Origin of the sequence: Arminella tubonensis (genome assembly GCF_003240585.1) — a bacterium.
In the GTDB taxonomy this organism is placed as follows: domain Bacteria; phylum Pseudomonadota; class Alphaproteobacteria; order Rhizobiales; family Rhizobiaceae; genus Rhizobium; species Rhizobium tubonense.
Genome location: NZ_PCDP01000059.1, coordinates 132,291 through 156,120, shown reverse-complemented (window position 1 = coordinate 156,120; position 23,830 = coordinate 132,291). Strand labels below are relative to the sequence as shown.

Annotated in this window: 22 protein-coding genes; 17 read left to right on the top strand and 5 right to left on the bottom strand. The window is 60.5% G+C overall.

Annotated elements, in window-relative coordinates:
- Positions 1-63 precede the first annotated feature (63 nt).
- From odhB to CPY51_RS25170, 6 genes are all read left to right on the top strand, one after another.
- Positions 64-1,311, top strand: coding sequence for a 2-oxoglutarate dehydrogenase complex dihydrolipoyllysine-residue succinyltransferase (gene odhB / locus CPY51_RS25195; RefSeq protein WP_111162952.1), 1,248 nt, complete (start codon positions 64-66; stop codon positions 1,309-1,311).
- 54 nt (positions 1,312-1,365) lie between these two features.
- The gene (locus tag CPY51_RS25190) at positions 1,366-1,755 is read left to right on the top strand and encodes an MAPEG family protein (RefSeq protein WP_111162951.1); all 390 of its coding nucleotides are present in this window, start codon (positions 1,366-1,368) and stop codon (positions 1,753-1,755) included.
- A 7-nt stretch (positions 1,756-1,762) separates the two neighbouring features.
- Positions 1,763-2,518, top strand: coding sequence for an SDR family oxidoreductase (locus CPY51_RS25185; protein WP_111162950.1), 756 nt, complete (start codon positions 1,763-1,765; stop codon positions 2,516-2,518).
- A gap of 18 nt (positions 2,519-2,536) precedes the next feature.
- A complete protein-coding gene (locus CPY51_RS25180) occupies positions 2,537-3,175 on the top strand; it encodes a LysE family translocator (protein ID WP_111162949.1) in 639 nt (212 codons plus the stop codon).
- Between the two features lie 30 nt (positions 3,176-3,205).
- Positions 3,206-4,612: a dihydrolipoyl dehydrogenase gene (gene lpdA / locus CPY51_RS25175; protein ID WP_111162948.1), complete on the top strand. Its 1,407-nt coding sequence runs from the start codon at positions 3,206-3,208 to the stop codon at positions 4,610-4,612.
- A gap of 175 nt (positions 4,613-4,787) precedes the next feature.
- Positions 4,788-5,291: a DUF2867 domain-containing protein gene (locus tag CPY51_RS25170; RefSeq protein ID WP_111162947.1), complete on the top strand. Its 504-nt coding sequence runs from the start codon at positions 4,788-4,790 to the stop codon at positions 5,289-5,291.
- Here the strand turns inward: CPY51_RS25170 and CPY51_RS25165 are convergent.
- The gene (locus tag CPY51_RS25165) at positions 5,269-6,354 is read right to left on the bottom strand and encodes a TraB/GumN family protein (protein ID WP_420820736.1); all 1,086 of its coding nucleotides are present in this window, start codon (positions 6,352-6,354) and stop codon (positions 5,269-5,271) included. The genes CPY51_RS25170 and CPY51_RS25165 overlap by 23 nt on opposite strands.
- Positions 6,355-6,435: 81 nt before the next feature.
- Positions 6,436-7,371 carry a tyrosine recombinase XerC gene (locus CPY51_RS25160; protein ID WP_111162946.1) on the bottom strand — a complete coding sequence of 312 codons (936 nt, stop codon included), beginning with the start codon at positions 7,369-7,371 and terminating at the stop codon, positions 6,436-6,438.
- A 138-nt stretch (positions 7,372-7,509) separates the two neighbouring features.
- Between CPY51_RS25160 and CPY51_RS25155 the strand changes: the two genes are divergently transcribed.
- From CPY51_RS25155 to CPY51_RS25120, 8 genes are all read left to right on the top strand, one after another.
- Positions 7,510-8,463 carry a GNAT family N-acetyltransferase gene (locus CPY51_RS25155; RefSeq protein WP_111163224.1) on the top strand — a complete coding sequence of 318 codons (954 nt, stop codon included), beginning with the start codon at positions 7,510-7,512 and terminating at the stop codon, positions 8,461-8,463.
- Between the two features lie 109 nt (positions 8,464-8,572).
- Entirely contained in the window at positions 8,573-10,795 is a 2,223-nt protein-coding gene (locus tag CPY51_RS25150) for a primosomal protein N' (RefSeq protein ID WP_111162945.1), read from the top strand.
- Positions 10,796-10,903: 108 nt separating this feature from the next.
- Entirely contained in the window at positions 10,904-11,290 is a 387-nt protein-coding gene (locus CPY51_RS25145; RefSeq protein ID WP_111162944.1) for an AGROH133_08824 family phage infection protein, read from the top strand.
- 260 nt (positions 11,291-11,550) lie between these two features.
- The gene (locus CPY51_RS25140) at positions 11,551-12,117 is read left to right on the top strand and encodes a F0F1 ATP synthase subunit delta (protein WP_195909620.1); all 567 of its coding nucleotides are present in this window, start codon (positions 11,551-11,553) and stop codon (positions 12,115-12,117) included.
- Complete coding sequence (gene atpA / locus CPY51_RS25135; protein ID WP_111162942.1) at positions 12,117-13,646, top strand: F0F1 ATP synthase subunit alpha; 1,530 nt, start codon at positions 12,117-12,119, stop codon at positions 13,644-13,646. Before CPY51_RS25140 ends, atpA begins: the two co-directional genes overlap by 1 nt.
- Positions 13,647-13,692: 46 nt before the next feature.
- Positions 13,693-14,580: a F0F1 ATP synthase subunit gamma gene (locus CPY51_RS25130; protein ID WP_111162941.1), complete on the top strand. Its 888-nt coding sequence runs from the start codon at positions 13,693-13,695 to the stop codon at positions 14,578-14,580.
- A 23-nt stretch (positions 14,581-14,603) separates the two neighbouring features.
- On the top strand, positions 14,604-16,055 hold the full coding sequence (gene atpD, locus CPY51_RS25125) for a F0F1 ATP synthase subunit beta (RefSeq protein WP_111162940.1): 1,452 nt from the start codon (positions 14,604-14,606) through the stop codon (positions 16,053-16,055).
- Positions 16,056-16,133: 78 nt separating this feature from the next.
- A complete protein-coding gene (locus CPY51_RS25120) occupies positions 16,134-16,541 on the top strand; it encodes a F0F1 ATP synthase subunit epsilon (protein WP_111162939.1) in 408 nt (135 codons plus the stop codon).
- Between the two features lie 54 nt (positions 16,542-16,595).
- Here the strand turns inward: CPY51_RS25120 and CPY51_RS25115 are convergent, their stop codons facing one another.
- Positions 16,596-17,516, bottom strand: coding sequence for a LysR substrate-binding domain-containing protein (locus CPY51_RS25115; protein WP_111162938.1), 921 nt, complete (start codon positions 17,514-17,516; stop codon positions 16,596-16,598).
- Between the two features lie 109 nt (positions 17,517-17,625).
- On the opposite strand from CPY51_RS25115, the gene CPY51_RS25110 reads away from it, so the two are divergent.
- From CPY51_RS25110 to CPY51_RS25100, 3 genes are read left to right on the top strand one after another with little or no spacing between them, the layout of a single operon-like run.
- Entirely contained in the window at positions 17,626-18,780 is a 1,155-nt protein-coding gene (locus CPY51_RS25110) for an iron-containing alcohol dehydrogenase (protein ID WP_244598782.1), read from the top strand.
- Between the two features lies 1 nt (position 18,781).
- Positions 18,782-20,281 (top strand): aldehyde dehydrogenase, encoded by a 1,500-nt coding sequence (locus CPY51_RS25105; protein ID WP_111162937.1) that lies wholly within the window; start codon positions 18,782-18,784, stop codon positions 20,279-20,281.
- Positions 20,282-20,303: 22 nt separating this feature from the next.
- Positions 20,304-21,425 (top strand): mandelate racemase/muconate lactonizing enzyme family protein, encoded by a 1,122-nt coding sequence (locus CPY51_RS25100; RefSeq protein WP_111162936.1) that lies wholly within the window; start codon positions 20,304-20,306, stop codon positions 21,423-21,425.
- Positions 21,426-21,515: 90 nt separating this feature from the next.
- Here the strand turns inward: CPY51_RS25100 and CPY51_RS25095 are convergent, their stop codons facing one another.
- On the bottom strand, positions 21,516-22,739 hold the full coding sequence (locus CPY51_RS25095; RefSeq protein WP_111162935.1) for an acyltransferase family protein: 1,224 nt from the start codon (positions 22,737-22,739) through the stop codon (positions 21,516-21,518).
- Between the two features lie 65 nt (positions 22,740-22,804).
- Positions 22,805-23,824, bottom strand: a complete 1,020-nt coding sequence (locus CPY51_RS25090; RefSeq protein WP_111162934.1) for an ABC transporter substrate-binding protein — start codon at positions 23,822-23,824, stop codon at positions 22,805-22,807.
- Between the last annotated feature and the right edge of the window lie 6 nt (positions 23,825-23,830).

Below are 23,830 nucleotides of genomic sequence, written 5' to 3'. Positions count from 1 at the left end.
CTCCGGCTCATCGCCGGAGCGCCGTCCAACTCATAACGATCAAAAACATTCAGGATTTGAACAATGGCCACAGAAATCCGCGTTCCAACCCTCGGCGAGTCCGTCAGCGAAGCGACCGTTGGTACCTGGTTCAAGAAGGTCGGCGACGCCGTCAAAGCCGATGAGCCGATGCTGGAGCTCGAGACCGACAAGGTGACGATCGAAGTTCCGGCGCCTGCCTCGGGTGTCTTGTCAGAGATCGTCGTCCAGGCCGGCGAGACCGTCGGCCTCGGTGCACTTCTTGGCCAGATCGGTGCCGGCACCGGCGCTGCCGCCCCTGCCAAGGCTGCCGAGCCCGTGGCCGCTGCTGCGCCGGCGCCAGTTGCCGCCGCTGCCGTTGCTGCGCCTGCCGTGTCGGCGCCTGCCCCGGCTACCTCGATGCCTCCGGCTCCGGCTGCTTCGAAAATGCTTGCTGAAAACAATATCTCCGCCGACCTGGTTGACGGTAGCGGCAAGCGCGGCCAGGTACTTAAGGGCGACGTGATTGCCGCCGTTGCCAAGGGCCTTTCGGCGCCTGCAGCATCCGAGCCGGCGAAGGTTGCTGTCCGCGCACCGACCCCGATCGAAGATGCGCCGCGCGAAGAACGGGTGAAGATGACGCGTCTGCGCCAGACGATCGCCCGCCGCCTGAAGGATGCGCAGAACACGGCCGCCATGCTCACCACCTATAACGAGGTGGACATGACGGCAGTGATGGCACTGCGTACGAAGTACAAGGACATCTTTGAAAAGAAGCACGGCGTCAAGCTCGGCTTCATGGGCTTCTTCACCAAGGCCGTGACCCATGCCTTGAAGGAACTGCCGGCCGTCAATGCTGAAATCGACGGCACCGACATCATCTACAAGAACTATTGTCACGTCGGCATGGCTGTGGGCACCGACAAGGGCCTCGTCGTTCCAGTCATCCGCGACGCCGACCAGATGACGGTTGCCGAGATCGAAAAGGATCTTGGTCGTCTCGCCAAGGCTGCGCGCGATGGTACGCTGTCGATGGCAGACATGCAGGGAGGCACATTCACGATCACCAATGGCGGTGTCTACGGTTCGCTGATGTCCTCGCCGATCCTCAATGCGCCGCAGTCGGGCATTCTCGGCATGCACAAGATCCAGGAGCGTCCGGTCGCCATCGGCGGTCAGGTCGTCATCCGGCCGATGATGTATCTGGCGCTTTCCTATGATCACCGCATGGTCGACGGCAAGGAAGCAGTGACATTCCTCGTCCGCGTCAAGGAAAGTCTCGAAGATCCGGAACGTCTGGTTCTCGATCTCTAAGGGTATGACAGGGTCGCGATCCGCGGCCCTTTCTCCCATCGAGGAAACATCCCAATGTCGCAGGAACTGGCCTACCTTCTCTGGAGTGCTGTGCTCGCTTTCGTCTATATGATGGCGCAGGCGACCGCGTTTCGTTTCCAGACGGGCCTGCAGGCGGCAAACTCCGCCAGGGATAGCGAGCCGGAGCCCAGCCTCATGACGGGGCGGGCAACGCGGGCGCTACGCAATTTCCAGGAAACCTATCCCGTCTTTATCGCACTCACGGTCGTTGCCGTCATGGCCGGCCGCGCAGATGCGTTGACCTACTGGGGTGGGCTTCTCTGGTTCTGGGCGCGCGTCGCCTATCTCCCCGCCTATCTGATCGGTCTCAGTCCCTACCGGTCATGGATATGGTCGGTCTCCGCCATCGGCCTCGTGCTGATGTTCATCGGCATTTTGTGGTGAGGTTGAAATGAACGACAAGCCACCCGTCCTTCTGGTAACCGGCGGAAGCCGTGGGATCGGCGCCGCCGTGTGCCTTTCCGCGGCGCGACAGGGCTGGGCCGTTGTCGTCAACTATGCATCGAACAGGTCGGCGGCGGACGCCGTTGTCGCCGCGATTGTCGGCGCCGGAGGCGAGGCCTGCGTCGCCGAGGGCGATGTCGGAACCACCGATGGCATCGCATCGATCTTTTCCGCAGTCGACAAGCAATTCGGCCGGCTGGATGGGCTAGTCAACAATGCAGGCATCGTCGACATGCCACAGCGGATCGACGAGATGTCGCCGGAGCGGCTGGAGCGGATGTTCCGCATCAATGTCACCGGCTCCATACTCTGCGCTGCAGAAGCCGTAAGGCGGATGTCCACTCTTCACGGCGGCAAGGGAGGGGCGATCGTCAATATCTCGTCGATGGCCGCTATCATCGGCGGGGCTGGGCAATATGTCGACTACGCCGCATCCAAGGGCGCGATCGACAGTTTCACGATAGGGCTTGCCCGAGAGGTGGCGACCGAAAACGTGCGCGTCAACGCGGTTCGTCCAGGGATCGTCGATACGGAGATACACGCCTCGGGCGGACTTCCCGATCGTGTGCGGGATATGAGTCCGCTTGTTCCGCTGAAGCGGGCCGGAACAGCGCAGGAAATAGCTGAAGCCGTGCTCTACCTGCTGTCGCCGTCGGCTTCCTATATAACGGGTGCAATCCTCAATGTGAGCGGCGGGCGATAACCAGCCAGGGACGCGGTCATGCAGTATATTCTCGAATTCCTCGGCCTGATGGCCGTATTCTCTATCTTCATCGTTGCGCCGGGCGCGGATTTTGCCGTCATCCTGCGCCAGAGCATCGTGCATGGCCGTCGTGCCGCCATGATGACCGGGCTGGGAATGGGCTTCTCGCTGCTGTTCCACATCAGCTACACGATCCTTGGTCTCGGCCTCATCGTCTCGAAGTCGCTTCTTCTCTTCGGGCTCATCAAATGGGCAGGTGTCGCATACCTCGTCTATCTCGGCATCAAGTCGTTCCGCGAGCCGGGCTTCAAGGTGGCCGAGATCGAGGTGAGCGACCATGATCGCCGGCCTGTGTCGATCTGGCGGTGCCTGGCGACCGGGTTCATCACCAACGCGCTCAACCCGAAGCCGGTACTGTTCTTCCTGTCGCTATTTTCAACGCTCGTCCATCACGACACGCCGGCACTGATCCAGTTCAGCTATGGCATCGGCATGGCGACCGCACTTGTTGCATGGTTTGCCGGCGTCTCGATCTTCTTCACGGTCAAGCCGGTTCGAGATCGGTTCATTGCCGGCGGCAAATGGTTCAATCGCATTACCGGGGCGGCACTCGTTGGCTTTGGCCTTCGTCTTGCATTGGCGCGCGCCGCCGACTAACCGGACAATCTTCAAAAAGGGAATTAATCGATGTCCTACGATGTAATCATTATCGGAACAGGTCCCGGCGGCTATGTTTGCGCCGTCAAGGCAGCGCAGCTCGGCCTTAAGGTTGCCGTCGTCGAAAAGCGTGCGACGTTCGGCGGCACCTGCCTGAACATCGGCTGCATTCCTTCCAAGGCGCTGCTGCATGCCTCCGAAATGTTCCACCAAGCCGGCCACGGCATGGACGCGCTTGGCGTCGAGGTCACCGAAGCGAAGCTCAACCTTCCAAAGATGATGGCCCACAAGGACGCGACGGTTAAGTCGAACGTCGACGGCGTCGCCTTCCTGTTCAAGAAGAACAAGATCGACAGCTTCATCGGCACGGGCAAGGTCGTTTCTGCTGGAAAAGTTGCGGTTACCAACGACAAGGGTGAGACGCAGGAGATCGAAGCCAAGAACATCGTCATTGCCACCGGCTCCGACGTTGCGGGCATTCCCGGCGTCTCGGTCGATATCGATGAAAAGGTGATCATCTCGTCGACTGGCGGTATCGCGCTCGACAAGGTTCCGGCCAATATGATCGTGGTCGGCGGCGGCGTCATCGGGCTTGAGCTCGGTTCCGTCTGGTCGCGTCTCGGCGCCAAGGTTACCGTTGTCGAATATCTCGACACGATCCTCGGCGGCATGGACGGCGAGGTCTCCAAGCAGTTCCAGCGCATGCTGGCCAAACAGGGCGTCGATTTTCATCTCGGGGCGAAGGTCACCGGCGTCGAAAAGACCCGCACAGGCGCCAAGGTAACATTCGAGCCCGCAAAGGGCGGCGACAAGACCGTTCTGGACGCCGACGTCGTGCTGATTGCTACCGGACGCAAGCCCTATACGGCAAATCTCGGGCTTGAAGAAGCCGGCGTCGCGCTCGACAATCGCGGCCGCGTCGAGATCAATGGACACTATAAGACCAATGTCGCCGGCATCTATGCGATCGGCGATGTCGTCAAGGGCCCGATGCTGGCGCACAAGGCGGAAGACGAGGGCGTTGCACTGGCCGAAATCCTGGCAGGTCAGGCGGGCCACGTAAACTATGAGGTCATTCCAAGCGTTGTCTATACGCAGCCCGAAGTCGCCTCGGTTGGCAAGACAGAGGAAGAGCTCAAGGCTGCCGGTATTGCCTACAAGGTCGGCAAGTTCCCGTTCATGGCCAATGGCCGTGCACGCGCGATGCTTGCGACCGAGGGCTTCGTGAAGATACTCGCCGACAAGGAAACCGACCGCGTGCTTGGCGGTCATATCGTCGGTTTCGGTGCCGGCGAGATGATCCACGAGATCGCGGTGCTGATGGAATTCGGCGGTTCGTCGGAGGATCTCGGCCGTACCTGCCACGCCCACCCGACAATGTCGGAGGCGGTCAAGGAAGCTGCACTGGCTACGTTCTTCAAGCCGATCCATATGTAGGATCGCAACTCCGCATCGCATTGTTCGAAGGCCGTGCCGTAAGGTGCGGCCTTCTTGCTTTTCGGCGGCCGATGCACATCGCCGCAGCCATCGATATCGGAAATGGGCGGCCGACGTTTGTGATAGGGTGTGCCAGAGAAGTCAGCGAAACGGTCCTGCCATGCAGCGTCATTCTATGAAGCCGATTAAAGTTCACCCAATTTTGCCGCATCCGGCGCTGCCGGAGGCCGATTGGGCGGATTGCTATCAGTTACGCGTCAACGACCCGGATCTGACCGCAATAGATGCCGCTCGATTGATGCTTGGGCATTTTCCGCCGCGGGTGCGGGTGCCGATGACGATCCGCAATAAGGTCGTTGCACCTTTCGGCATCAAGTCTTCAGCCTCCCACTCCCCTGACGACATGGAAATGATCGGTGTTTTTCCCATTGTCAGCCAGTCCGCACATCAGGTGGTGCTTGGCTTTGACGATCGGCATCTCGATTTCCGGGCCGTAATCGATATTCACGATGATAGTGGGCAAAGGCTTGTCAGCGCGATGACGCTCGTGAAGCGCAACATCCTGTTCGGCAAGCTCTATCTGGCGGCGATCACGCCGTTTCACAATCTGATCGTCTCGACCCTGCTCGCGAACGTAAACCGGCCTTCGGCCGCCGTCAGTCGACCGCCGTTACGGTGAAGCCCTGCTTGCGGAACAGTTCGACAAGCCCTTGATCACCAGTCAGGTGCAATGCGCCGACGGCCATGAAGACGTTGCCATTTGCAAGGATCGGGGCTGCATGCTCGGCCATCACCTTGTTGCGGTCGAGAATGATGCGCTGTTCGAAGGCAGCATAGTCGCCGTTGGCGTCATCGCCATCAGGCGCGACGATCTTCAGCATCGGCATCGTGGCGCCGATATCGCCGGCGAGATAGAGATCGGTCATGGTCTCGACGACGTCGCTCATCTTGTCGCCGAGCTGCAACGTTTCGATCAATGACTTCAGATGGAATTCGACAGGCAGGTCGGCCATCGCCTGCAGCTGATCGGCAAGGGTTTCGAGACCCTTCACCTGCTTCCCTGCTGCTGCGGCCTCGACGGCGATCCTCTGGTCGAGAAACTGGGCACCCTTGGCCTTGCGGGCGATCTCGCAGGGTGGCAAGGCAACGACGCTGGAGATCATCCAGGGGCGCATGCGCGAGACGGCGGCAAGCGGAATGCCGCGCTCCTTCAGGCCTGCCTCGAGCTTGGCGTTGTTCTCCGGCGACAGGTATTTGCTGATCGTCGAGCCGTCGGTGAACATCATCAATTCCGGCTTTGCGAGCAACGCCGTCGCCGCCTTCTTCTCGTCGAGAATCTCGTCGGATTCGACGATGATCGTATCGGCGGCTTTATCGGCTTCCGGGGCGCCCTTCGGCATGGTGAGGACGCGGGGATCGGTGACGTGCATTGTGCCGAGCAGCCAGGAAGTCTTGACGCCAGGCTTTTCCAGCTTCCAGAAGATGCTCTTGCCGTTCGCGACCTTGTCGCTCTCGGCCGCGACCGCAGCGTATTTGGTCGGGTCGCTCCGCTGTAGCTCGGTCAGCAAGTTCTTGCCGGTGCAACTCGCTACGTCGTCTGCACGGGCTTGCGTCAGCGACGCGATGGTAACGATGAGAGCTGCGGAAAGTGCCAACGGAAGAGATGCGGCCAGCCACAGCAGGATATTGCCTGCCTTCGGCATTGTCGGGCGCGGAGTTCTTTCGCTGAAAGCAGACATCATGTGGAGGTTCCAAAGCCAGGAGTGCCCATGCTCTACGCGCCTGTTGCGGATATTCCCTTAACGCACGGGGTTAACGGAAGCTTACGCGCGGGGATGCGCCCGATCATATACCTCTAGCAGCCGGGATGCATCGACGCCGGTATAGACCTGGGTTGTCGACAGGCTGGCGTGGCCGAGCAGTTCCTGGATCGTCCTGAGGTCGCCGCCGCCTGCCAGCAGATGCGTCGCAAAGGAATGGCGCAGGGCGTGCGGTGTGGCCGTGTCGGGCAGGTTGAAGGCGCTGCGCAACTTCTGCATTCCACGCTGGATAATGCCGGCCTGCAGCTTGCCGCCGCGGGCGCCACGAAAGAGCGGGCTGATCGGATCGAGGTGATAAGGGCAGAGTTTGCGATAGGTCTCGATCGCCTCCACGACGATGGGGAGCAGGGGCACGATGCGGGTCTTCTCGCCTTTGCCGGTGATGCGGAGGGACGTTGCTCCCGGCCTGAGGTCGGTGGGGAGGAGGTCGAGCGCCTCGGAAATTCGCAGACCGCAGCCGTAGAGCAGGGTCAGTACCGCAGCATCCCGTGCGGCGATCCAGGGCTCGTCGTGAAGCTGGGCTTCATTGCTGACGACGTTGATGGCCTGGCTGTCGGAGAGAGGCTTCGGCAGGGATTTCGGCTGTTTGGGGGAGCGCACGGCTGAGGCGCCTGCGGCGTTGACCAGGCCTTTCTTTTCCAGGTAGCGAAGAAGTGAACGAAGGCCGGCAAGATTACGGCCGAGCGAACGCGCGCCGGCGCCATCCCTGCGCCTGGCGGAGAGAAAGGCGCGGAAGTCGGCAGGGCGCAATGCCTGGATGTCCTTCAGCGTTGTCGGGCCGGCCAGATGGCCTGTAAGAAAGGCAAAAAACTGCCGCGTATCGCGTTCGTAGGCGTCGAGAGTGTGTCTGGACAACCGCCGTTCTTCGGCCAAACCGTCGAGCCAGCTCTGCCGTTCCGCCATCAGGGCCGGATCGGCAATGATCAAAAGCTGGTTCATTGCAAACCCCTTGAATTTGAAATTCAGTCTGCCACTTTGGGGGAAGGAGGGTTATGGAATCGCTAACGTTTCGGAAGCGGTGTCATGCTTCGATCATATTCCGTTGCGATAGAATATAGCCAACCAAGCAGGATTTTGATGGCGCGCCGCGAACCCACGACAGCTCTCGGACAGCTTGCAGGAGCCATTGCGCTAGTTTCGCAGGGGCAACCCGGCCATATAGTGGACACGCTGATTGCCGAACGCGGACAGAAGATCGTCAAGAACCCGCTTTGGCCGCTGATGCGGCCGTTCCTTCATATCGTGCTGCGTTATCACAAGGCGATCGAATTTGCCGACGACGTCGCCAGCATGCCTGGCTTCCAGTCGTTCGAATATCTCAGCAATGTTCTGCAGCTCGACATCCGGATTGCCAATGAGGAGCGCATCCCGGCATCCGGTGGCTTTATCCTCGTCAGCAATCATCCGACCGGAATTGCAGACGGCGTCGCAGTCTTCGACCTCCTCAAGTCGCGTCGTCCCGACATGATGTTCTTCGCCAATCGCGACGCCATCCGTGTGAACCCGCGTTTTGCCGAGATGATCATCCCGGTCGAGTGGCGCGAGGAACACAAGAGCAAACTGAAAACCCGCGAGACGCTCCAGCTGACGAACCGCGCGATCAAGGACGGGAAGGCGACAGTGCTCTTTCCGTCAGGCCGCATTGCCTATTGGGCAAACGGCCAGCTCAACGAGCGTCCCTGGAAAACCTCGGCCGTCGGCCTTGCACGCAAATACAATCTGCCGATCCTGCCGGTGCATATGTCGGCGCGCAATTCGGGGCTGTTCTATTGGCTTGCCAAGTGGTCGACCGAACTGCGTGACATGACGATCTTCCACGAGCTCTTGAACAAGCGCGGCGATCGTTTCGAGTTCCAGATCGGCCACATGATCCAGCCGGAAGAGCTGGATGGCGACCTCAGCGACGTGACCAAGGTGCTGGAGAAGCTCACCGTACATGACATGGCGTCGGATCCCGACGCCCGGTTCGTTTCGCTCCAGCAGCCAGGCACCGATACCGAAACACGCAGTCTCGTTGCGCAATCGGGCTAGGTGAATTGCGTCAATCTTCCGATCGCCGGCTTACGGTCGTCCACAGCGCTATTTCCGGAGCTTGCTTTGCGGTTTCATTCTTGCCGCTTTGCGGGCATGGTCTGCCGCGATGAGCAACGATTCTTCCGATCTGTTTGGCGCGCTTTTTGCGGCGCCTGCGGTGGCGCGCACGGTTCCGGTTCTGGTGCCGATGCCGGCGCCGCGGCCCTATTCCTATGCTGTGCCGGAGGGAATGGCCGTCGAGCCGGGTTCGGTGGTCCAGGTGCCGCTTGGTCCACGCCAGGTCATCGGCGTCGTCTGGGACGGTGGCGACGAAGACGGTGGGGTCGATCCGAAAAAGCTGCGGCCGATAACGCGTGTCTTCGATTGCCCGCCTCTTGCAAAAGAGATGCGCAATTTCATCGACTGGGTCTCGACCTACACATTGTCGCCGCCGGGGCATGTGGCGCGGATGGCGCTGAGGGCGCCGGCGGCGTTCGATCCGGAACCGATGGTCGAGGGCCTGCGGTTTATCGGTGGCTCGCCGGAAAGGCTGACGCCAGCACGCGCGAAAGTGCTGGAAATTGCCTCGGACGGGATATCCTGGACCCGCAATGGGCTTGCCCATGCGGCCGGCGTCTCGACCAGCGTCGTCGACGGGCTCATCGGCCAGGGGATTTTCGAGACGATCTTCCTCGCTCCGCCGCCCATCGTTGCCAAGCCCGATCCGGGTTTCGCCGCGGCCCGGCTGGAGGGTCCGCAGAGGCAGGCAGCGGAAGACCTCGTGGCCGAAATCAGGAAGGCGGAATTCTCCGTTTCGCTCATCGACGGCGTTACCGGCTCCGGCAAGACCGAAGTTTACTTTGAAGCGATCGCCGAGACACTGAAGCAGGGCAGGCAGGTGCTGATCCTGCTGCCCGAAATCGCGCTGACGGCGAGTTTCCTCGAGCGTTTCCAGGACCGCTTCGGCGCAAAGCCGGCGGAGTGGCATTCCGACCTTGCGCCGCGGACACGCGAAAGAGTCTGGCGGCAGGCGGTGACTGGCGACGTCAGGGTCGTGGCCGGCGCGCGCTCGGCCTTGTTTCTGCCATTCGAGGACCTCGGCCTGATCATCGTCGATGAAGAACATGATCCGGCTTACAAGCAAGAGGATCGCGTCTTTTACAATGCGCGCGACATGGCTGTCGTGCGCGGGAGGATCGGCGATTTTCCCGTCGTGCTGGTTTCTGCGACGCCATCAGTCGAAAGCCAGGTCAACGGCCAGAGCGGTCGCTACAGCACCATCCACCTGCCGACGCGCTTCGGCGACGCGGCGATGCCTGATCTGCATCTGGTCGATATGCGCAGGCATGCGCCGGAACGTGGCGGCTTCCTGTCGCCGGTGTTGCTTCGCGCCGTCGGCAAGACCGTCGAGCGCGGCCAGCAGGCGCTGCTGTTCCTCAATCGCCGAGGGTATGCGCCGCTGACGTTGTGCCGTGTCTGCGGCCATCGCTTCCAGTGCCCGCAATGTTCGAGCTGGCTCGTCGAGCATCGGTTTCGCGGGCAGCTGCAATGCCACCAGTGCGGACATGCAGAACGCACCCCCGAGGCCTGCCCGGAGTGCGGGACGCTGGATCATCTTGTTGCCTGCGGACCGGGCGTCGAGCGCATTGCCGAAGAGGTGGAGCGCCATTTTCCGGAGGCTCGAACGATCGTGCTCTCCTCGGATATAACAGGCGGCGTGAAACGTCTTCGACTGGAGCTCGACGCAATTGCCAAGGGCGAGGCCGATATTGTCATCGGCACGCAGCTCGTGGCGAAGGGACATAATTTTCCGCTAATGACATTGGTCGGGATCGTCGACGCGGACATCGGTCTTGCCAACGGCGATCCGCGGGCGGCAGAGCGAACATTCCAGCTGCTATCGCAGGTGACCGGTCGCGCCGGGCGTACCGGATTGAAGAGCCACGGGCTACTGCAGACCTACCAGCCGCAGCATCCCGTCATGCAGGCGATCGTCTCGGGCGATGCGGCCGCGTTCTATGACCGGGAAATCACCGAGCGGGAGCGGGCGATCCTGCCGCCGTTCGGCCGACTGGCCTCGATCATCGTCTCGGCGGAGACGCGCGGCGATGCCGAGACCCATGCGCGTGGTATCCGCAATGCGGCGCCCCAGGTGCAGGGCATCGCGGTTCTCGGTCCGGCTGAGGCGCCGCTGGCGCTGGTGCGCGGCAGGCATCGCTTCCGCCTGCTCGTTCACGGCCGCCGAAACTCGGATATGCAGGGTTTTCTGAGGGCGATGCTGGCGCAGGGACCCAAGGAACGCGGCTCTATCCATGTCCAACTCGATATCGATCCGCAGAGCTTCCTGTAGAGGCTTATCCCCGCCCTTTATGGCATTCATCGCCGGTTTCGACGTTTCCTCTATTCGGGCTTCATGCCATAAGTCGATTTGAATACAAGGTTGATTTGGGGACGATCTATGGCGTTTTATTTTCCGGCAGACCTCGGTGAGCAGCTTGCTTATTGCGCTGCTGTCTTCACGGCGATTGTCGGGTTTTTCATGATGTTTGCCCCGGGTTACACCTTTCGTCTCCTTGGCCTGCAGACGCGGGAGGGGCGTCCCGGCGCCTATGCGGAAGGTCGCTCGACGATGGGCGGTTTCTATCTCGGCATGGGGCTGTCGGCTATCCTGCTTGCACAGCCGATGGTCTATCTGGCACTCGGTGCCTCGTTCGCGCTCGCTGTCTTCGGCCGCATCCTGTCGATGATGTCGGACAAGGGAAATGTGCTTATCAATCTGATGCTTCTGGTTGTGCAGGCAGCCCTTGCGGCGTTGCCGCTTCTCTACGTTTTCGGCTTCATCTGAATCTCGGGTGCCCGGAGCATATTAGCAGACCTGCCTTGCGACATGGGTTTTTGCCTTTTTGCCATCAGAAATTCATGGGAAAGGCTTATTCGGTGGTTACGCGTGTTGCGAGTCTCAACATCCTATGTTAGACGGACCCCGAAATTCGGAAGAAGCGGGAGGTAGCTCCTGCTGCTTTCTGGGGGAAATCAAAACGAATTCAAGAATATAGGGCATCCGCTCGCCGGAAGCCGAATTCTTGGATGAAATCAGGGAAATTTGTGCCCGTGGCAGACACATCCCATCCGGTATCAGGTGTTGCAGAGCGCTACGCATCGTCGTTGTTCGAGCTTGCCCTCGAAGAGGGTGCTGTCGACAAGGTGACTGTCGATCTCGACCGCTTCCAGGCCATGCTGGACGACAGTGAGGATCTGCGGCGCTTCATCGCAAGCCCGGTCTTCTCATCGGAAGATCAGTTGAAGGCGATCATCGCGCTCTCCGCCAAGGCTGGAATCAGCGGCTTCTTCGGCAACTTCCTCAAGGTCGTTGCGCAGCATCGCCGCCTGTTCGCCCTGCCGGGCATGATCAGGGCGTTCCGGATCATCGCTGCAGAGAAGCGTGGCGAAGTTACTGCCGAGGTTACCTCGGCGCATGCGCTGACGCAGGCGCAGGAAGACGAATTGAAGGTGGCGCTGAAGAGCGTCACTGGCAAAGAAGTAACGGTCGCCGTAACGGTGGACCCGACTATTCTTGGTGGTTTGATCGTGAAAGTGGGGTCGCGACAGATTGATACGTCGCTACGCACCAAACTTTCCACCCTTAAGCTTGCATTGAAAGAGGTTGGCTGATGGATATCCGCGCCGCGGAAATTTCCGCAATTCTGAAAGACCAGATTAAAAACTTTGGCCAGGAGGCCCAGGTCTCCGAAGTCGGCCAGGTTCTTTCCGTCGGTGACGGTATTGCCCGCGTCTATGGCCTCGACAACGTCCAGGCCGGCGAAATGGTCGAATTCCCGGGCGGAATTCGCGGCATGGCGCTGAACCTCGAATCCGACAATGTCGGCGTGGTCATCTTCGGCTCCGACCGAGACATCAAGGAAGGCGACACCGTCAAGCGGACCGGCGCCATCGTTGACGTTCCTGTTGGTCCAGAGCTTCTCGGCCGCGTCGTCGACGCGCTGGGCAACCCGATCGACGGCAAGGGCCCGATCAACGCGACCCGCCGTTCGCGCGTCGACGTCAAGGCTCCCGGCATCATCCCGCGCAAGTCGGTCCATGAGCCGATGTCGACCGGCCTCAAGGCCATCGATGCGCTGATCCCGGTCGGCCGCGGCCAGCGCGAGCTTGTCATCGGCGACCGCCAGACCGGCAAGACCGCGATCATCCTCGACACGATCCTGAACCAGAAGGCCATCCACGACAACGGACCGGACAGCGAGAAGCTGTACTGCGTCTACGTCGCTATCGGCCAGAAGCGTTCGACCGTCGCCCAGTTCGTCAAGGTTCTCGAAGAACGCGGCGCGCTCAAGTACTCGATCATTGTTGCTGCAACGGCCTCCGATCCGGCGCCGATGCAGTTCCTCGCACCGTTTGCCGGCTGCGCAATGGGCGAATATTTCCGCGACAACAGCATGCATGCGCTGATCGGCTATGACGACCTGTCGAAGCAGGCCGTTGCCTATCGTCAGATGTCCCTGCTGCTGCGCCGCCCGCCGGGCCGCGAAGCCTATCCGGGCGACGTTTTCTATCTTCACTCGCGTCTCCTCGAGCGCGCTGCAAAGATGAGCGACGAAAAGGGTGCCGGTTCGCTGACAGCTCTGCCTGTTATCGAAACACAGGGCAACGACGTTTCGGCGTTCATTCCGACCAACGTGATCTCGATCACCGATGGCCAGATCTTCCTTGAAACCGACCTTTTCTACCAGGGTATCCGCCCGGCCGTTAACGTCGGCCTATCGGTTTCCCGCGTTGGTTCCGCAGCGCAGGTCAAGGCGATGAAGCAGGTTGCCGGCTCGATCAAGGGCGAACTTGCCCAGTATCGCGAGATGGCCGCGTTTGCCCAGTTCGGTTCGGACCTCGATGCCTCGACGCAGCGCCTGCTGAACCGTGGTGCGCGCCTGACCGAACTTCTGAAGCAGCCGCAGTTCTCGCCGCTGAAGACGGAAGAACAGGTTGCGGTGATCTTTGCCGGCGTCAACGGCTATCTCGACAAGGTCGCAGTTCCGCAGATCGGCAAGTTCGAGCAGGGCCTGCTTTCCTACCTCCGCTCGGAAGGCAAGGATATCCTCGAAGCGATCCGTGACCAAAAGGCAATCAGCGACGAAATCAAGGGCAAGCTTCAGGCTGCCATCGATAGCTTCGCCAAGTCTTTTGCGTGATCGGGTCTTTTGCCTGATAGGGCTTCACTTTTAGGACGGATAACGGATGCCTTCACTTAAGGATCTGAAAAACCGGATCGCCTCCGTCAAGGCGACGCAGAAGATCACCAAAGCGATGAAAATGGTCGCAGCGGCGAAGCTTCGGCGTGCGCAGGAGGCGGCCGAGGCAGCTCGGCCTTATTCGGAGCGCATGGGCGCGGTGCTTGACAACATCGTGCACGCCATCAGCGATTCCGACGACGCGCCTTTGCTGATGACCGGTACCGGCCAGGACAAGGTCCATCTTCTGGTGGTCTGCTCTGCCGAGCGCGGCCTTTGCGGCGGCTTCAACTCGCAGATTGCCCGTTTTGCACGCGATCACGCTCGCCGGCTGCTTGCCGAGGGCAAGACGGTGAAGATCTTCACCGTCGGCAAGAAGGGCTACGATATCCTTCGCCGCGAATTCGCATCGCTGATCGTCGAGCGCAAGGAATTGCGCGACGTCAAGCGGGTCGGCTTCGAGAATGCCGACTCGATCGGCAAGCGTCTGATCGAGATGTTCGAGGCCGGCGAGTTCGACGTCTGCACACTATTTTACTCCGAATTCAAATCCGTCATCTCGCAGGTTCCGACCGCCTTGCAGCTGATCCCGGCATCGCCCGCCGCGACTGCTCCTGTCGTCGACGCCGAGCATGCGAATGCCGTCTATGAATATGAACCGGATGCGGCATCGATCCTCGCCGATCTGATTCCGCGCAATATGTCAGTCCAGATCTTCCGTGCGCTCCTTGAGAACGTCGCCGGCGAGATGGGCGCAAAGATGAGCGCGATGGACAACGCAACGCGCAACGCTGGTGAAATGATCAACAAACTGACGCTCAGCTATAACCGCCAGCGTCAGGCTCAGATCACCAAGGAACTCATTGAAATCATTTCGGGCGCGGAAGCGCTCTGAGGTAAGGGAAAGAGGGTAAGAATATGGCTAAGGCAGCTACCCCCGCAGCAAAGACGGTCATCGGCTCGGCCGGCAAGGTAACTCAGATCATCGGCCCAGTCGTGGACGTCCGTTTCGATGGCGAACTGCCGAAGATCCTGAACGCGCTGGAAACGATCAACAACGGCAACCGCCTTGTTCTGGAAGTTGCACAGCACCTCGGTGAAAACGAAGTCCGTACGATTGCCATGGACTCCACCGAAGGTCTCGTTCGCGGACAGGCCGTATCCGACACCGGTTCACCGATCACGGTTCCGGTCGGCATGGAAACGCTCGGCCGCATCATGAACGTCATCGGCGAGCCGGTCGACGAAGCAGGCCCGCTCAACACCAAGGTCCGTCGCTCGATCCACCAGGAAGCGCCTTCTTATGTCGAGCAGTCGACGGAAGCTCAGATTCTCGTCACCGGCATCAAGGTCGTCGACCTGCTCGCGCCTTACGCTAAGGGCGGCAAGATCGGCCTGTTCGGCGGCGCCGGCGTCGGCAAGACAGTTCTGATCATGGAATTGATCAACAACGTCGCCAAGGCGCACGGTGGTTACTCCGTCTTTGCAGGCGTTGGTGAACGTACCCGCGAGGGCAACGACCTCTACCACGAAATGATCGAATCCGGCGTGAACAAGCATGGCGGCGGCGAAGGCTCGAAGGCAGCACTCGTCTATGGCCAGATGAACGAGCCACCGGGCGCCCGTGCCCGCGTCGCGCTGACCGGTCTGACGGTTGCTGAAAACTTCCGCGACGAAGGCCAGGACGTTCTGTTCTTCGTGGACAACATCTTCCGCTTCACGCAGGCAGGTTCCGAGCTTTCGGCGCTTCTCGGCCGTATTCCTTCGGCCGTGGGCTATCAGCCGACGCTCGCGACCGACATGGGCCAGATGCAGGAACGCATCACCACGACGACCAAGGGCTCGATCACGTCCGTCCAGGCCATCTACGTTCCGGCCGACGACTTGACCGACCCGGCGCCGGCAACCTCGTTTGCCCACCTTGACGCGACGACGAACCTTTCGCGTTCGATCGCCGAAAAGGGCATCTACCCGGCTGTCGATCCGCTCGACTCTACCTCGCGCATGCTCGACCCGCTGGTCGTCGGCGAAGAGCACTACGAAGTTGCTCGTAAGGTCCAGTCGACGCTGCAGCGCTACAAGGCGCTCCAGGACATCATCGCCATCCTCGGGATGGACGAACTGTCGGAAGAAGACAAGATCTCGGTCGCCCGCGCCCGCAAGATCGAGCGCTTCCTGTCGCAGCCGTTCTTCGTCGCCGAAGTGTTCACCGGCTCGCCGGGCAAGCTGGTTGCGCTCGAAGACACGATCAAGGGCTTCAAGGGCCTCGTGAACGGCGAATACGACCATCTTCCGGAAGCCGCCTTCTACATGGTCGGCACGATCGAAGAAGCGGTCGAAAAGGCAAAGAAGCTGGCTGCTGCCGTTTGATGCTGCCAATCCAGCGGCGCGGGGACATCGTCTCGCGCGCCGTTGCTTTCACTGAAGACAATCGAAAAGTGACGGGTCATGGCTGACAATTTCAAATTCGACCTGGTGTCTCCCGAGCGCCTGCTTCTGTCCGAGATGGTGACGCAGGTCGTCATTCCGGCAAGCGAGGGCGAGATGACCGTGATGGCCAATCATGCTCCGACCATGACGACGATCAAGCCCGGTGTGGTCAGCGTACGCTCCGCGTCCGGCGCAAAGAAGGACTATGTGGTCTTCGCCGGCTTCGCCGACATCCTGCCGACCGGCTGCACGCTTCTGGCAGAGTCCGCTGTTCCGGTCGAAGAGCTCAGCCGCGACGAACTGACACGCAGGATCAATGCCGCGAAAGCGGAACTCGAAGATGCACTGCATCATGAGCACAAATCCCGCCTTGAGCACTTCATCATGGAGCTCTCGCACCTGAGCGGAACGGTCCTTCAGGACTGAGCCCTCAAACGCAAATTCTGAGAATCGAAAAAGGCGGCTTTCGGGCCGCTTTTTTTATTGAATGCCGGCCTCGACTTCATCGCTCGCCAGGAGGTGCTGGTGCAATTGTGCTGCTTCCGGAGACAGCGAGCGAAAGCGGGGCGTTCCCAGATAATAACCGAAGCCGGTTTCGACCCGGTCGCTGCCGACTGTCACCAGCGCGCCGGAGCGGAGCTGGTCCTCGATTAGACCCAGGCTACCGAGTGCGATGCCTTCGCCGCGAAGGGCGGCCTCCACCGCCATGATGTAGGTCGAAAAGGAAAGTCGCGGCCGGGGAAGGTTGCCCTTCAGCGGTGTGGGGATTCGCCCGAACCACTGCCGGAATGATATCCAGTGGGCGTTGAAACGCTCGTAGTCGATGAGGTCTAACCTTGCGATCGCCTCCGTGCCAAGGGCGTTTCCCGTAAGGCCACGTTGAGCCAGATAGTCCGGCGAGGCGATCGGGACCAGGACCTCCTTCATCAGCAGCGTCAGGTTCCAGCGCGGATGTTCGCCGGTCGAGTAGAGGATGACGAGATCGTTGGTTTCCGAGGCCAACTCGGATGGCGTGTCCGTCGTCAGCAGTCGAACGGAGATGTTCGGGCTCTCCTTGCCGAAGTCCTTCAGTCGCCGACCAAGCCAAAGATGCGAGATCGAACCGCTGGCGGCGATCGAGATCAGTTGCGACGTTCCGCCTCGGAAAGGTTCGAGGCTTTCCTCGAGATATTCGAGCGTCGCCCGGACGCGCTGGAACAACCGTTCGCCTTCCGGCGTCAACGCCAGGTTTCTACCACGGCGAGCGAAAAGGGGTGCGCCGAGATGATCCTCCAGCCCCTTTATACGACGGCTGACGGCAGCTTGGGTAATGTTCAGCTCCCGGCCGGCGCGTGAAAAATTCATCTGCCGACAGGCTGCATCGAAAACGCGAAAGGCCTCCAGTGGAATTTTCTCAAGCATCGTCTCTCCATGATCTCAGATCATCAATATGCCCGATAAATCCGCTTATTTGAATATCTGAAATTGTGATGCATGAATATCCGACTTCGTTCGGTTCCCATGCAATCAGGTGATCACCTTGCAATTTTCCATCTCTTCCATTCCCGACATCCGTTTCGGCGAAGGCAGCTTCTCCGGCCTCGCAGCGGCGGCGGAATCCTTTGGCGGCGTCTCGGTTGCAGCGCTGATCATTGATGGGTTCCTGGCGCAATCGGGGCTTGCCGAGAAGGTGAAGGCAGAATTGGCAAGGGTCGGAATTGAAACCCGGGCGTTCTCGGATTTCGCCGGTGAGCCGAAACTGGCGCATCTCAATGCGGCGTTGACAGTGGCGAAGGGTGCGGACCTCGTCATAGGTATCGGTGGCGGCTCGGCGCTCGACATCGGCAAGATCGTTGGCTGCGCAGCCGCCTCCGGCAAGGATCCGATGCACTACGCGCTAGCTGCCAATCCGCTTCCGAAGAACCCCCTGAAGAAGATCATGGTGCCGACGACGGCGGGCACTGGTTCGGAGACGTCCGCGACCAACATCTTCGCTGGGCCAGAGGGCAAGAAGCTCTGGATATGGGGCGCCGAGACCAAGGCCGATATTGTCATCCTCGATCCGGGGCTGACGACGACGCTGCCGGCGAACCTCACTGCATGGTGCGGGCTCGATGCCTTCATTCACGCCTTCGAAGCGGCAACGAACCGCAACACCCACAAGGGCGGGCAATTTTACGCGCATGAGGCGTTGCGTTTGATAGCGTCTTCACTGGAAACGGCGGTCAAGGAGCCCCGGAATATCGAGGCGCGCGGCAATGTGCTGCTTGGCTCCTGCTTTGCCGGCATCGCCATCGACAATTGCGGCACCGCGATTGCGCACAACGTCAGCCACGCACTTGCCGGCCTCGGGCCTGTGCATCACGGCCTCGCGACGGCGCTCGGCTTCGAGGTGACCCTTCCCTGGCTGGTAGAGGCGAATACCGCCGATCTCAATGCGGCGGCGAGGGCTTGCGGTCTTTCCGATGCCTCCGCACTGCCGGCCTTCGTTTCGGATTTCATGGATCGCTGCGGCATTATCAGGGCTTTGCCCAGGGCCTTCGAGGCTTTCAGTGCAGCTGACCTGGCAGCCGAGATGCGCGCAACGGAAAACCAGCCAATGCGGCGCTCGACCATTCGTGATGTCTCCGCCGCCGACATCGATCAATTCGCCGCATCAGTGATGGCGCTTGCGAAAGGAAACTGAGATGACCAAGGAATTCACCCGCGACTACTGGGAAAACATTCTTTCCAAGCTCAAGCCGGAGGGCCGCCACTTCATCAACGGCGAGTATCGTGCCTCGACGTCCGGCAAGACGTTCACCCGCGTCCGACCGATGGATGGCAAGACGGGCGCAGAACTCGCGCGCGGCAATGCTGGGGATATCGACGCTGCGGTGGCGGCCGGCCGTGCAGCCTTCGAAAGCGGCATCTGGCGCCGGAAGGATCCGCTCGAGAAGAAGAAGATCATGCTGCGCTGGGCGGAACTGATCCGCGTGAATGGGGAAGAGCTGGCGATGCTCGAAACGATCGATGTCGGCAAGCCGATCATGGCGTCGCTGAATGTCGACGTTCGTCTCTGCGCCGATGGCATCCAGTACTACGCCGAGATGATCGACAAGATGTATGACGAGATTGCGCCGACGGGGCCGAGTGCGCGGGCGCTGGTCCGCAAGGTACCGATCGGCGTCGTCGGCTGCATCACGCCGTGGAATTATCCGATGATCATCGATGCCTGGAAGCTTGGCCCTTCGATCGCCGCCGGCAATTCCGTGGTGCTGAAGCCCGCCGAGCAATCGTCGCTTTCTGCCATCCGCCTTGCCGAACTGGCTTTCGAGGCCGGCCTTCCCGCGGGCGTGTTCAATGTCGTGACGGGCTATGGCGAAGAGACGGGCAAGCCACTGGCCTTGCACATGGACGTCGACATGATCGCGTTTACCGGATCGACCGAAGTCGGCAAGTTGATCATGGGCTATGCGGCCCAGTCCAACGTCAAGCGCGTCGCCCTCGAGCTCGGCGGCAAGTCGCCGCTCGTCGTTTTCGAGGATGCAGATCTGGACGCCGCCGCTGTCGCGGTCGCCTGGGGTTGCTTCTACAATTCGGGCGAGACGTGCCATGCGTCGACGCGCCTTGTCGTGCACAGGTCGGTGCAGGACAAGCTGATCGAGAAGATCCAGGCAGTCACCAAGAGCGATATCTCGCTGAAGCATCCGCTCGATCCATCCGCGCAGATCGGGGCGCTGATCGAGGAAGCACATATGAAGAAAGTGCTTGATATGATCGCCGCCGGCGAGAAGGAAGGCGCGCGCCGTGCCTTCGGTGCGGAGCAGGTGATGGCTGAGACGGGCGGCTATTACATCTCGCCCGGCGTCTTCGTCGACATGACCAACGACATGAGCCTTGCCCGGCAGGAAATCTTTGGCCCGGTGCTGGCGGCAATTCCGTTCGATACGGAAGAGGAAGCGCTGACCATCGCCAATGACACGATCTACGGTCTTGCCGGCGCTGTCTTCACCAAGGATATGGATCGCGCCCATCGCTTCTCCGAAGCGCTGCATGCCGGGACGGTCTGGATCAATACCTACGATATGTCGAACTTTGCAACGCCGTTTGGCGGCTTCAAGCAATCCGGCTTCGGCCGCGACCGCTCGGTGCATGCGATCGACAAATATTGCGACTACAAGACCATCTGGCAACAGTTCGGTTGAGATCGGCAGGGAGGACATCACCATGAGCAAGATCGACTCGATCGAGATCACCCATCATCGGCTGCCGCTCGACCCGCCCTTCAAGGCGAGCTGGGACGGCCGCGCGCGCCGGCATTTCGACGCGACCATCGTGCGTGTGACCGACGACGAGGGACGTGTAGGCATCGGCTCCGGCGATCTGATGAAGGGGTTCGAGGGTCATGAGGACCTGTTCATCGGTCAGGATCCGCGGCATCTGGAGCGGCACTACGAGGTGCTGTCGCATATCAACTTCCATTATGGCCGCTGCTGGCCGATGGATCTGGCTCTGTGGGATCTCTCAGGCAAGATAACCGGCGAGCCGGTCTGGCGGATGCTTGGTGGGCGCTCCGATCGCGTCCGGCTCTATGCGTCATCAGGCGTGCTGCGCGAGCCATCCGCGATGGCGGAACAGGCGGAGCGCTATATTGACGAAGGCTTTCCGGCCCTGAAGGTGCGCTTCTCGTCTTCGTCAGGTGGCCGCAATAGCTGGCGCGACGACGTCAAGGCGCTTGAGGCCATCCGGGCAAGGGTCGGGGATCGCATCGAGTTGATGGTCGACTGCAATCAGGGCTGGAGGATGCCCTGGGATACGACGCTGCCCTGGACCTTCAAGGATGCGCTCGCGGTAGCGCGAGAACTGGAGAAGCTCGGCATCTACTGGATGGAAGAGCCGCTGTTCCGCTCGGATCGCAAGGGTATGAAGCGGCTCAGCGACGCAACGGACCTCAGGATCGCCGGCGGCGAGATGACGCGCGAACTCTACGAGTTCCGCGATATCATCGAAGAGCGCGCCTTTGACGTCATCCAGCCGGATGTCGCCCTCGTCGGCGGCATTACCGGTTGCCGGCGCCTCGCCTATCAAGCGCGGGAGGCCGGCGTGATGTTCACGCCGCATTCGTGGACGAACGGGATCGGGGTGCTGGCAAATGCGCACCTGACCGCCGGCGTCGGCGACGCGCCCTGGCTTGAGTATCCCTATGACAATCCGGAATGGAGCGAGGCACGCCGAGATTATCCGATGGCGGCGCCGCTGAAGCATAACCGCGGTTGGCTCGATCTTGGCGAAGCACCCGGGCTCGGCGTCGTTCTCGACGAGGACCGGCTGAAGGCCACGCGCGTCTAGTTACTCTGGTCTTGCCGATGCCTGGCTCCCTGTTCAGGCATCGTTTCCGCCGCCTTGCGGTTTTCGCAGGGCGGCCTTTTTATTCGCAAGTCAAGATTGGCGAACTGCCTCGAAGCGGGTCGGCGGCGTGCCTTCGAGATTGCGTGCCCAATGGATGACCGGGCGCTCGATGACGAAATAGCTCAACGTTCCAACAAGGATTGTGATTGCAACTGCGATCGGGCTCCAGGTCAGCCAGCCGGTCAGCATATCATCAGAGCCGATGCCGAAGGCGGTCGGGTCGATTCGTACGATCAACGAGATGACGATGTCCTGCCAGATGTACATACCGAAGGACACCGTTGCGATGAAGCGGCTGACGGGGTTGTCGAGAAGCCTACCCAGGAAAACTGAGGTTGGCAGGGCGCAGAGTACGACTGCCACGCATAGGGGCATCCACGGGAACCTGTAGGGGATGCTGAGCCAGCCATAGCCTTCACCCGAACCGCCGATCGACAGGCTGAGCTGCGCGGCGCCGGCAACGAGCGCCAGCAAAGCGACCAGATCATAGAGAAGAGACGAGCGCGTCGGAAGGATTGTCCGCACGCCTGCCGCAAGCGTGCCGATGGCAAAGATCGCAAAGAATCCAATCGGATTGTAACGTGGCATCCATGCCTTTGCGCCGCCCTGCAATCCGAATTCCCAGCCACGGGCGGCATCATCGAGGGGAAAGCATTTCACGACAAGCCAGTGGGCGACAACGGTGAAGCCGATGACGCCGAGCCAGGCAATCCGCATGGCGAGGGCAGATTTTATCCTGGCGCGCAGAGTGAACAGCATCAAAAAGCAAATCGGCAAGAGCACGTAGCATGTAACCTCGAACCCGATCGACCAGAGCGGTCCGTCGCTCTGGACCGGGAAGAAGGTTCGCCAATGCCATTGGCTCATCAGGAAAAAGCCGGCGAGATAGCGGCCAATCAATTCGCTGTTCAGCGGAAACTTGTAGAGCGCGAAGCTCAGGACGAAACCGACGGTCAAGGCCACCCAATAGCCCGGAAGGATACGCGCGGCGCGGCGCAGCGCGTATATTTTCAGGGACGGCAGCGGCGCCCCCTTGTCCAGCGCCGACCAGAACGGTCGCGCCAGCAGGAAGCCGCTGAGAACGAAGAACAGCGAGACGCCGTAGTTTCCGAAGCGCGAAAACTCGAACGCCGGGAGTTGCTCCGGCGACAGTTTGTCGAAGTTGAGCCGAAGCACCAGGTGATGGACGAGGACCATCAGGCACGCCAGCGCGCGGGTGAAATCCACGCCAGCCATTCGTCCCGTGCGATCCATTTACACACTCCCACTAATTCTTCAGACCCTTGGTTAGAGTGTTGAAGTACTGGCGGCAAGCGACGTTACCCTATTTGGCCGAGGAGGGCGTTGGTATAGTACGCGTCGAAATCGGGCTTTTCCTTGAGTGGCACGCCCTGACCGTCAAGAAGAATGCCGTTGATGAAGGCGAAGTCGCCGACAGCCTGCCACTTGGCCGGATCGGTAAGGCCGCTCTTGCCGTCGGCGGTTCTAAGGTAATATCCGTCGATCAGTTCCTTTAGTGACGCCTTGACGAGGGCCGTATTGGTGAGGGCACCACCCGATCCCGCGATCAACAGATCGGCGGCCTCTTCGGGGTGATCGACCGAATAGTCGAAGCCGCGTTTGGTTGCCTGGACAAACGCCTTTGCGGTGCCGGGGTTCTTTGCGAGATAGGCATCGCTTGAGGCAATCGCCATCGTCTGTTGGTCCGGGATACCGTAGTCGGCATAGCGGAAGCGTCGGACAGCCCTGTTCTCCAGCTTCGCCTGGACGCCTTCCCAGGTGTAGATTTCAAGCGTGAAGTCGATCGAGCCGTTGGCAAGCGCCTCATAGGCAGAAGTACCGAGCATGACGGTGTTGATCTTGCCCTCTCCTCCGTCGTTGCGGATCATGGTGGAAATCATCGCCGTCTCCCAGGCGCTTCCGAAACCGCCGTAGGTCTTTCCGTCGAGATCCCTCGGACGCTGGATATCCTTGCGGTCGTCATTGAAAATGAGGCGACCGAGTTCCGTCTGGACGATTGCGTAGACCTGCTTGATGTCCGCACCGGCAGCGCGCTGAGTGAGGGTGCCGATTGGACTGGAAATGCCAAAATCGGCAATGCCGTTGGCGATCAGCGTGCCGACATCCGTGTCGGTGAAGGGCAGGATCTGCACGTCGAGACCCGCATCGGTGTAGAACCCCTTGGCCTGTGCGACGAAGAGACCGATGTGATCGGTATTCGGCGTCCATTCCAGTGCCATGGTGACTTTTGCAAGTTGTGCGGCGTGGGTCGTGCGGGACAGAGGCAGAGCGGTGGCGAGTGTCAGGGCTAGTGCCTGGCGGCGCGTCAAATTGGGCATCCTGGG

What these genes read in the sequence shown, in the direction of transcription:
- CPY51_RS25130 (WP_111162941.1), top strand. Translation starts at nt 13,693, where the DNA reads ATGCCTTCACTTAAGGATCTGAAAAACCGGATCGCCTCCGTCAAGGCG.
- CPY51_RS25165 (WP_420820736.1), bottom strand. Translation starts at nt 6,354, where the DNA reads ATGATGTCTGCTTTCAGCGAAAGAACTCCGCGCCCGACAATGCCGAAG.
- atpA (WP_111162942.1), top strand. Translation starts at nt 12,117, where the DNA reads ATGGATATCCGCGCCGCGGAAATTTCCGCAATTCTGAAAGACCAGATT.
- CPY51_RS25170 (WP_111162947.1), top strand. Translation starts at nt 4,788, where the DNA reads ATGAAGCCGATTAAAGTTCACCCAATTTTGCCGCATCCGGCGCTGCCG.
- CPY51_RS25160 (WP_111162946.1), bottom strand. Translation starts at nt 7,371, where the DNA reads ATGAACCAGCTTTTGATCATTGCCGATCCGGCCCTGATGGCGGAACGG.
- CPY51_RS25090 (WP_111162934.1), bottom strand. Translation starts at nt 23,824, where the DNA reads ATGCCCAATTTGACGCGCCGCCAGGCACTAGCCCTGACACTCGCCACC.
- CPY51_RS25180 (WP_111162949.1), top strand. Translation starts at nt 2,537, where the DNA reads ATGCAGTATATTCTCGAATTCCTCGGCCTGATGGCCGTATTCTCTATC.
- CPY51_RS25095 (WP_111162935.1), bottom strand. Translation starts at nt 22,739, where the DNA reads ATGGATCGCACGGGACGAATGGCTGGCGTGGATTTCACCCGCGCGCTG.
- lpdA (WP_111162948.1), top strand. Translation starts at nt 3,206, where the DNA reads ATGTCCTACGATGTAATCATTATCGGAACAGGTCCCGGCGGCTATGTT.
- CPY51_RS25100 (WP_111162936.1), top strand. Translation starts at nt 20,304, where the DNA reads ATGAGCAAGATCGACTCGATCGAGATCACCCATCATCGGCTGCCGCTC.
- CPY51_RS25115 (WP_111162938.1), bottom strand. Translation starts at nt 17,516, where the DNA reads ATGCTTGAGAAAATTCCACTGGAGGCCTTTCGCGTTTTCGATGCAGCC.
- CPY51_RS25155 (WP_111163224.1), top strand. Translation starts at nt 7,510, where the DNA reads ATGGCGCGCCGCGAACCCACGACAGCTCTCGGACAGCTTGCAGGAGCC.
- CPY51_RS25145 (WP_111162944.1), top strand. Translation starts at nt 10,904, where the DNA reads ATGGCGTTTTATTTTCCGGCAGACCTCGGTGAGCAGCTTGCTTATTGC.
- odhB (WP_111162952.1), top strand. Translation starts at nt 64, where the DNA reads ATGGCCACAGAAATCCGCGTTCCAACCCTCGGCGAGTCCGTCAGCGAA.
- CPY51_RS25150 (WP_111162945.1), top strand. Translation starts at nt 8,573, where the DNA reads ATGAGCAACGATTCTTCCGATCTGTTTGGCGCGCTTTTTGCGGCGCCT.
- CPY51_RS25190 (WP_111162951.1), top strand. Translation starts at nt 1,366, where the DNA reads ATGTCGCAGGAACTGGCCTACCTTCTCTGGAGTGCTGTGCTCGCTTTC.
- atpD (WP_111162940.1), top strand. Translation starts at nt 14,604, where the DNA reads ATGGCTAAGGCAGCTACCCCCGCAGCAAAGACGGTCATCGGCTCGGCC.
- CPY51_RS25185 (WP_111162950.1), top strand. Translation starts at nt 1,763, where the DNA reads ATGAACGACAAGCCACCCGTCCTTCTGGTAACCGGCGGAAGCCGTGGG.
- CPY51_RS25120 (WP_111162939.1), top strand. Translation starts at nt 16,134, where the DNA reads ATGGCTGACAATTTCAAATTCGACCTGGTGTCTCCCGAGCGCCTGCTT.
- CPY51_RS25105 (WP_111162937.1), top strand. Translation starts at nt 18,782, where the DNA reads ATGACCAAGGAATTCACCCGCGACTACTGGGAAAACATTCTTTCCAAG.